The sequence below is a fragment of the Microtetraspora niveoalba genome (assembly GCF_001570405.1).
Classification (GTDB): domain Bacteria; phylum Actinomycetota; class Actinomycetes; order Streptosporangiales; family Streptosporangiaceae; genus Microtetraspora; species Microtetraspora niveoalba.
This window is the reverse complement of record NZ_BBYM01000076.1, coordinates 1-7,333: the sequence shown is the minus strand read 5'-3', so window position 1 is coordinate 7,333 and position 7,333 is coordinate 1. Positions and strand designations below refer to the sequence as shown.

The window sequence follows — 7,333 nt, the reverse complement described above, 5'->3', positions numbered from 1 at the left end:
CCACCGAGTTCGGGCCGTTGACCGCCGCGATGTCCACCAGACCCGCGACCATCTCCCGGACCTCGTCCTCCGACGCCTGCACGGCGAGCATCGCGCCACCCGACGGGAGCGCCTGCATCAGCCGGCCCCGCGCCGCAACCAGCGCACACGCATCCGGCAGCGACAACACCCCGGCGCAGTGCGCCGCCGCGATCTCACCGATCGAATGGCCCAGCAGGAAGTCCGGAACCACCTGGAGCGACTCCAGCAACCGGAACGACGCCACCTCGACCGCGAACAATCCGGCCTGCGCCCACACGGTCTGATCGAGATCCGCCCCGTCGAACACGACATCCCGGACCGGCCGATCGAGCCGCAGGTCCAGCTCCGCGCACACCGCGTCGAACGCGTCCGCGAACACCGGGAACCGCGCATACAGCTCGCGGCCCATCCCGGCCCGCTGCGCCCCTTGCCCCGTGAACAGGAACGCGGTCCGGCCCTCACTCACGGCGCCGGAGACCACACCTGCACCCGGCACGCCCGCGGCCAGCGCACCGAGCCCATCACGCAGGCCGTCCCGATCGGATCCGATCACCACCGCACGGTGGTCCAGCGCCGCCCGCGTCGTCGCCAGCGACCACGCCACATCAGCCGGATCGTCGGCGGGCCGTGCCTCCAGGTGAGCGCCGAGCCGTACGGCCTGCGCGCGCATCGCCTCCGCGGTCCGGCCGGACACCGGCCACGGCAGCGGCAGCGGCGCCGGCGCGGGTTCGGCGGGCGGCTCGGCCACGGCCGGGCCGTCCTCCAGCACCACGTGGGCGTTGGTACCGCTGACCCCGAACGCGGAGACGCCGATGCGCCGGGGCCGGTCCGCGCGGGGCCACGGCCGGGCCTCGGTCAGCAGCCGGACGCCGCCGCCCGCCCACTCGACGTGCGGGGTCGGTTCGTCCACGTGCAGCGTTCGCGGCAGCAGTCCGTGGCGCAGGGCCAGCACGCTCTTGATGACGCCGACGACGCCGGACGCGGCCTGGGTGTGCCCGATGTTCGACTTGACCGAGCCGAGCCACAACGGACGACCCTCTGGGCGGTCCTGCCCGTAGGTGGCCTGCAGCGCCTCGGCCTCGATCGGGTCGCCGAGGCGGGTGCCGGTGCCGTGGGCCTCCACCGCGTCGACGTCGGACGCGGTGAGGTGGGCGTTGGCGAGCGCCTGGCGGATGACCCGCTGCTGGGAGGGGCCGTTCGGGGCGGTGAGGCCGTTCGACGCGCCGTCCTGGTTGACCGCGCTGCCGCGCACGACCGCGAGCACGTCGTGCCCGAGCCGTCGCGCGTCGGAGAGCCGCTCCAGCAGCAGGACGCCGACACCCTCGCCCCAGCCGGTGCCGTCCGCGTCGGCGGAGAACGACTTGCACCGCCCGTCGGAGGCCATGCCGCCCTGCTTGGCGAACTCGGCGAACCCCGCCGGTGTGGTGATCACCGCGACGCCGCCGACCAGGGCCAGGCCGCACTCGCCCTGCCTGAGCGCCTGGACGGCGAGGTGCAGGGCCACCAGCGACGACGAGCAGGCGGTGTCCACGGTGACCGCCGGGCCCTCCAGGCCGAACACGTAGGACAGGCGCCCGGAGAGCACGCCGCTCGCGGTGCCGGTCAGGTGATAGCCCTCGGTGTTCTCCGGCATGCCGCCGACCGAGTCGTAGCCGGAGGGCGAGGCGCCGACGAAGACCCCGGTGTCGCTGCCCGCGAGGGAGTGCGGGTCGATGCCCGCCGTCTCGAAGGTCTCCCACGCCGCCTCAAGCAGCAGCCGCTGCTGCGGGTCCATCGCCATCGCCTCACGGGGGCTGATGCCGAACAGCGCGGCGTCGAAGTCCGCCGCGTCATGGACGAAGCCGCCCCGGCGCGTGTAGTTCGCCGAGCCGGGGTCGGGTTCGTCCCATCCGCGGTCGTCCGGGAAGTCCACGATCGCGTCGGCGCCCTCCGCGACCAGCCGCCACAGGTCGTCCGGCCCGCCGACACCGCCGGGCAGGCGGCAGCTCATGGCGACGATCGCGATCGGTTCGCGGGCCGCCGCCAGGATCTCCCGGTTCTGCCGGCGGAGGCGTTCGACTTCCTTGAGCGAGGCACGCAGGGCTTCGACGGCCTTGTCCCCATGACTGTTCATCGAGTTCTCCACGGCTCAGGCGTCGTTTCTGCTGGTTTCGAGTGCCATCGCGATCAACGCGTCGGCGTCCAGATCGTCGAGCGGGCCGGGCTCGCCGGCCGGCTCCGGTGACGGCGCGCCGGTGGCTCCGGCGAGGTGCATCAGGGTGTCCACAAGTCCGGCCTCCCGCAGACGTGCGATCGGGATGGTCGCCAGCGCGTCGCGGATCGCGGCATCGCCGGCGTCGTCGGCGCCCCGGGGGTCGTCCGCGACGCCCAGCTCGGTGCCCAGATGGGCGGCCACCCCCGTGGGGGTGCGGTGGTTGAAGACCAGGCTCACCGGGAGCCGCAGGCCGGTGGCCCGGCTGAGCCGGTCCCGCAGTTCGACGGCGGTGAGCGAGTCGAAGCCGAGATCCTTGAACGCGTGCCCGGCCTCGATGGTCTGCCCGTCGCGGTAGCGGAGAACGGCGGCCGCCTCGGAACGGACCAGGTCCAGCAGGATCTGCCGTCGTCGCCTGGGCGGAGCGGCGGCCAGACGGGTGACGAGCGCGGACGCCGCCTCCGCGCTCTCCCCCGCGGTCGGCTCCGGCGCCTCGTCCGGCAGCAGCGCGGCCAGCAGCGGGCTGGGCCTGCCGGAGGTGTACGCGGCGCCGAAGACGTGCCAGTCCAGGTGGGCCACGACCAGGCCGGTCTCTCCCCGATCTGTCGCCTGTGCGAGGGCCCGGACGGCCAGCGCGGGATCCATCGGGATCACGCCGCGGCGCAGCAGCCGTTCCGCGTCCCCGTCCGCGGCCAGTCCGGCCTCGGCCCAGGAGCCCCAGGCCACGGACGTGCCGGGCAGGCCCAGGTCGCGGCGGTGCCGTACGAGAGCGTCCAAGAACGCGTTGCCGGCGGCGTAGGCGCCCTGTCCGCCGCCGCCCCAGACCGCGGCTCCGGAGGAGAAGACGACGAACTGTTCCAGGGCGAGGTCGCGGGTCAGCTCGTGCAGGTGGAGCGTGCCCGCGACCTTCGCGCCGAGGATCGTCTCCAGGTGCGGCGCGTCGATCTCGTCCAGCGCGCCCGTGCCGCCGACGCCGGCGGCGTGCATCACCGCGGTCAGCGGCAGGTCCGCCGGTATCGCGGCCAGCACCCCGGCGAGGGAGTCGCGGTCGGCCACATCACACGCGGCGAGGGTGACCCGGGCGCCGAGCGCGGTGAGCTCGTCCACCAGCGCGTCGGCGCCGGGTGCGCTCGCGCCGCGCCGGCTGGTCAGCAGGAGGTGCGGCGCGCCCCGTCCGGCCAGCCAGCGGGCCGTCCGGGCGCCGAGGGCGCCGGTCCCGCCGGTGACCAGCACCGTCCCGGTGGGGCGCCACTGGTCCGGCGCGGGTGCGGCGGTGTCGAGCGGCGCGCGGACCAGCCGCCTGGCGAAGATGCCCGTCTCGCGGATCGCCACCTGGTCCTCGCCGGTGTCCCCGGTCAGCATGACGGTCATCCGGTCGCCCGCACGGGCGTCGGCGACGGCCGGAAGGTCGATCAGACCGCCCCACCGCCGCGGATGCTCCAGGGCTGCCACCCGCCCGACTCCCCAGACCGGGGCCTGCGCCGGGTTGTCCACGCTGTCGTCGTCGCCGACGTACACCGCGCCGCGGGTCACCGCCCAGAGCGGCGCGTCGACGCCGGCGTCGCCGAGGGCCTGGATCAGCGTCACCGTGCCGGTGAGGCCCGCGGGCACGGCGGAGCCGGGCAGCTCGGCGTCGGCCGTGCCGACCAGCGACAGGACCCCGGACACCTGCTCCGGGGCGGCGAGCGCCTCGCGCAGTCGGCCGGCCAGCGCGTCCCGGTTCGAGTCGGCGTCGCCGAGTGTCAGCTCGATCGTGCCGGCCCCGGCCGCGCGGAGAGCGGTGGCCGCCCATTCGGTGCGGCCGGACCGCGGCGGCGCGACGATGAGCCAGGTGCCGGACAGCAGCCCCGTGGCGGGCAGCCCGGCCATCGGCGTCCAGTCCACGCGATAGCGCCAGGTGTCGATCGCCGAGTCCTGGCGTCGCCGCGCGCGCCACGCGGTGAGCGCCGGGAGCACCGCGTCCAGCGCGTGGGACTCCACCTCGAGCGTGCCGGCGAGTCCGGTCAGGTCGCCGCGTTCCACGGCGTCCCAGAACCCGGCCTCGTCCGGATCCGCGGCGGCGGGCGCCGATACGGCCGGCGCCGGGTCCAGCCAGTATCGGTCGCGCTGGAAGGCATACGTCGGCAGGTCGACTCGGCGGCCGCCGGTGAACGCCCGGGACCAGTCGACCTCCACGCCCGCGGTCCAGAGCTCGGCCAGTGCGGTCAGCAGACGCGGGAGGCCGCCGTCGTCGCGCCGCAGCGTGCCGGCCGCGACCACCCCGACCCCGGCGTCCTCGGCCGTCTCGCCGACCGAGAAGGTCAGCACCGGGTGCGGGCTGACCTCGAGGAACACGCCGTGGCCGTCGGCCAGCAGGCGCCGGACGGCGTCCTCGAACCGGACCGTGGAGCGCAGGTTCTCACACCAGTACCCGGCGTCCATGCCCGCGGTGCCGGCCACTTCGCCGGTCACGGTCGAGTACATCGGCACAGCGGACGGCCCGGGCGTGATCTCGGCGAGGTCGATGAGGATCCGGTCGCGGATCCGCTCCACCTGCGCCGAGTGGGACGCGTAGTCCACCGGAACGCGCCGCGCCCGCACCTCACGGGCCTCGCAGATCGCGAGCAACTCCTCGACGGCGCCGGCGTCGCCGGCCACCACCGTCGACGACGGCCCGTTGACGGCCGCGACCGACAGCCGGTCCTCGTACGGCGCGAGCAGTTCCTCGGCCTCCCGGCAGCCGAGCGCCACCGAGACCATCCCTCCCGTGCCGGAAAGCGCGGTCAGCGCCCGGCTGCGCAACGCCACCACGCGGGCACCGTCCTCCAGCGAGAGCCCGCCCCCGACGACCGCGGCGGCGATCTCGCCCTGAGAGTGCCCGACGACGGCCGACGGGCGCACGCCGTACGACCGCCACACCTCGGCCAGCGACACCATCACCGCCCAGAGCACGGGCTGCACCACGTCGACCCGGTCGAGCCCGGGCGCGCCCGGGACGCCGTCCAGCACGTCGGCCGGCGACCACGACACGTACGGGGCCAGCGCCGCCGCGCATTCCTCCAGCCGCCGCCGGAACACCGGCGACGTCCGCGTGAGCTCCCGGGCCATGCCCGCCCACTGGGAGCCCTGGCCGGGGAAGACGAACACGACGTCGCCGGCGGTCCGAGCCGTGCCGGCGGCGCCGCACACCACACCGGCCGGCGCCTCACCGCGGGCGAGCGCCCCGAGTCCGCTGAGCAGCATGTCCCGGTCGCCGCCGAGGACGACCGCCCGGTGGGCGAGTGGGGTGCGGGCGAGCAGCGCGCGGCCGACGTCCTGGGGTGTGAGCCCCGGATCACCGGCGACGAAGGCGCGCAGCCGATCCGCCTGGGCCGCGAGCCCGTCCGGCGTGCGGGCCGCGAGCACCCAGGGGACCGTCTCCGGCTCCCGCGGGTCGTACGGCTCCCCCGGCGCGCTCGGCTCGTCCGGCGCGCTCGGCTCGTCCGGCGCCTGCTCCAGGATGACGTGCGCGTTGGTGCCGCTGATGCCGAACGACGACACGCCCGCCCGTCGCGGCCGGCCGGCCTCCGGCCAGGACCGCGCGGAGGTCAGCGGCTCGACCGTGCCCGCCGACCAGTCGACGTGCGACGTCGGCTGGTCCACGTGCAGGGTGGGCGGCAGCACGCCGTGCCGCATCGCCTGCACCATCTTGATCACGCCGGCCACGCCGGCGGCGGCCTGGGTGTGCCCGATGTTCGACTTCACCGAGCCGAGCCACAGCGGGCACCCCTCGGGCCGGTCGCGGCCGTAGGTGTCCAGCAGCGCCTGCGCCTCGATCGGGTCGCCGAGTCTCGTGCCCGTGCCGTGCGCCTCCACCGCGTCGACCTCGGACGGGGAGAGGCGGGCGTTGGCCAGCGCCTGCCGGATCACCCGCTGCTGGGAGGGGCCGTTCGGCGCGGTGAGGCCGTTGGACGCGCCGTCCTGGTTGACCGCGCTGCCGCGGATCACGGCGAGCACACGGTGCCCCAGGCGCCGCGCGTCGGAAAGCCGCTCGACCAGCAGCAGTCCGACCCCCTCACCCCAGCCGGTGCCGTCCGCCGATTCCGCGAAGGGTTTGCACCGGCCGTCCGCGGCCATGCCGTCCATGCGGCTGAACTCGCTGAACACGCCGACGCCGGCCATCACCGTCACACCGCCCGCCAGCGCCATCTCGCACTCGCCGGACCTCAGCGCCTGCACCGCCAGGTGCAGCGCCACCAGCGACGACGAGCACGCGGTGTCGACCGTGACGGCGGGGCCCTCCAGGCCGAACACGTAGGACACGCGGCCGGACAACACGCTGATCGCGCCACCGGTGAGCTGGTAGCCCGCCACATCCTCCGGAAGGTCGGTGGTGACGCCGTAGTACGACGGGGCGGCGCCGGCGAACACGCCGATCGGGGCGCCCTTGACCGCCCCGGGGTCGAGGGCCGCCGACTCGAACGCCTCCCACGCCGCCTCCAGCAGCAGCCGCTGCTGCGGGTCCATCGCCAGCGCCTCGCGTGGCGAGATGCCGAACAGCGCCGCGTCGAACCCGGCCACGTCGTCGACGAAGCCGCCCAGCCGCGAGTACGGGGCGCCGGTGCCGTCGACGTCCCAGCCCCGGTCGGCCGGGAAGGCGCCGATCCCGTCGCCGCCGGCGAGCACGAGCCGCCACAGGTCGCCGGGCGACTCGACGCCGCCCGGGTAACGGCACGACATGCCGACGATCGCGATCGGTTCGCCGGGGTCGGCGGCGGTCGCGGGGCGTGTCTCCGGCGCCGCCGCGGTCACGCCGGCCAGCAGGGTGGCGAGGTGGTCGGCGAGCAGGTCAGGCGCCGGATAGTCGAAGACCAGGGTCGCGGGCAGTCGCAGGCCGGTGGCGGCGTTCAGCCGGTTGCGCAGCTCCACCGCGGTCAGCGAGTCGACCCCGAGGTCCTTGAACGCCTGCTTCGGTTCGATCGTGCCGGCGTCCGGGTGGCCCAGCACGGTCGCGGCGTTCGTCAGGACCAGGTCGAGCAGGATCCGCCGCCGCTCGGCGGCCTCGAGGCCGTGCAGGCGGCGCGCCGTGGAGGTGGGCCCGTCCGCGTCGCGGCCGGCGGCCCGCCGGATCGCGGGACGCACCAGGCCGCGCAGCAGGGGCGG

The 7,333-nt window shown here is 75.5% G+C and carries 2 protein-coding genes; both read right to left on the bottom strand.

Going from position 1 to position 7,333, the window contains the following annotated elements:
* Positions 1–2,134 (bottom strand): type I polyketide synthase (locus AWQ70_RS36945; RefSeq protein ID WP_157530959.1); only part of this gene is annotated, 2,134 nt, incomplete at its 3' end.
* A 15-nt stretch (positions 2,135–2,149) separates the two neighbouring features.
* Positions 2,150–7,333, bottom strand: a 5,184-nt coding sequence (locus AWQ70_RS36940; protein ID WP_157530958.1) for a type I polyketide synthase, incomplete at its 5' end; no start/stop codon positions are given.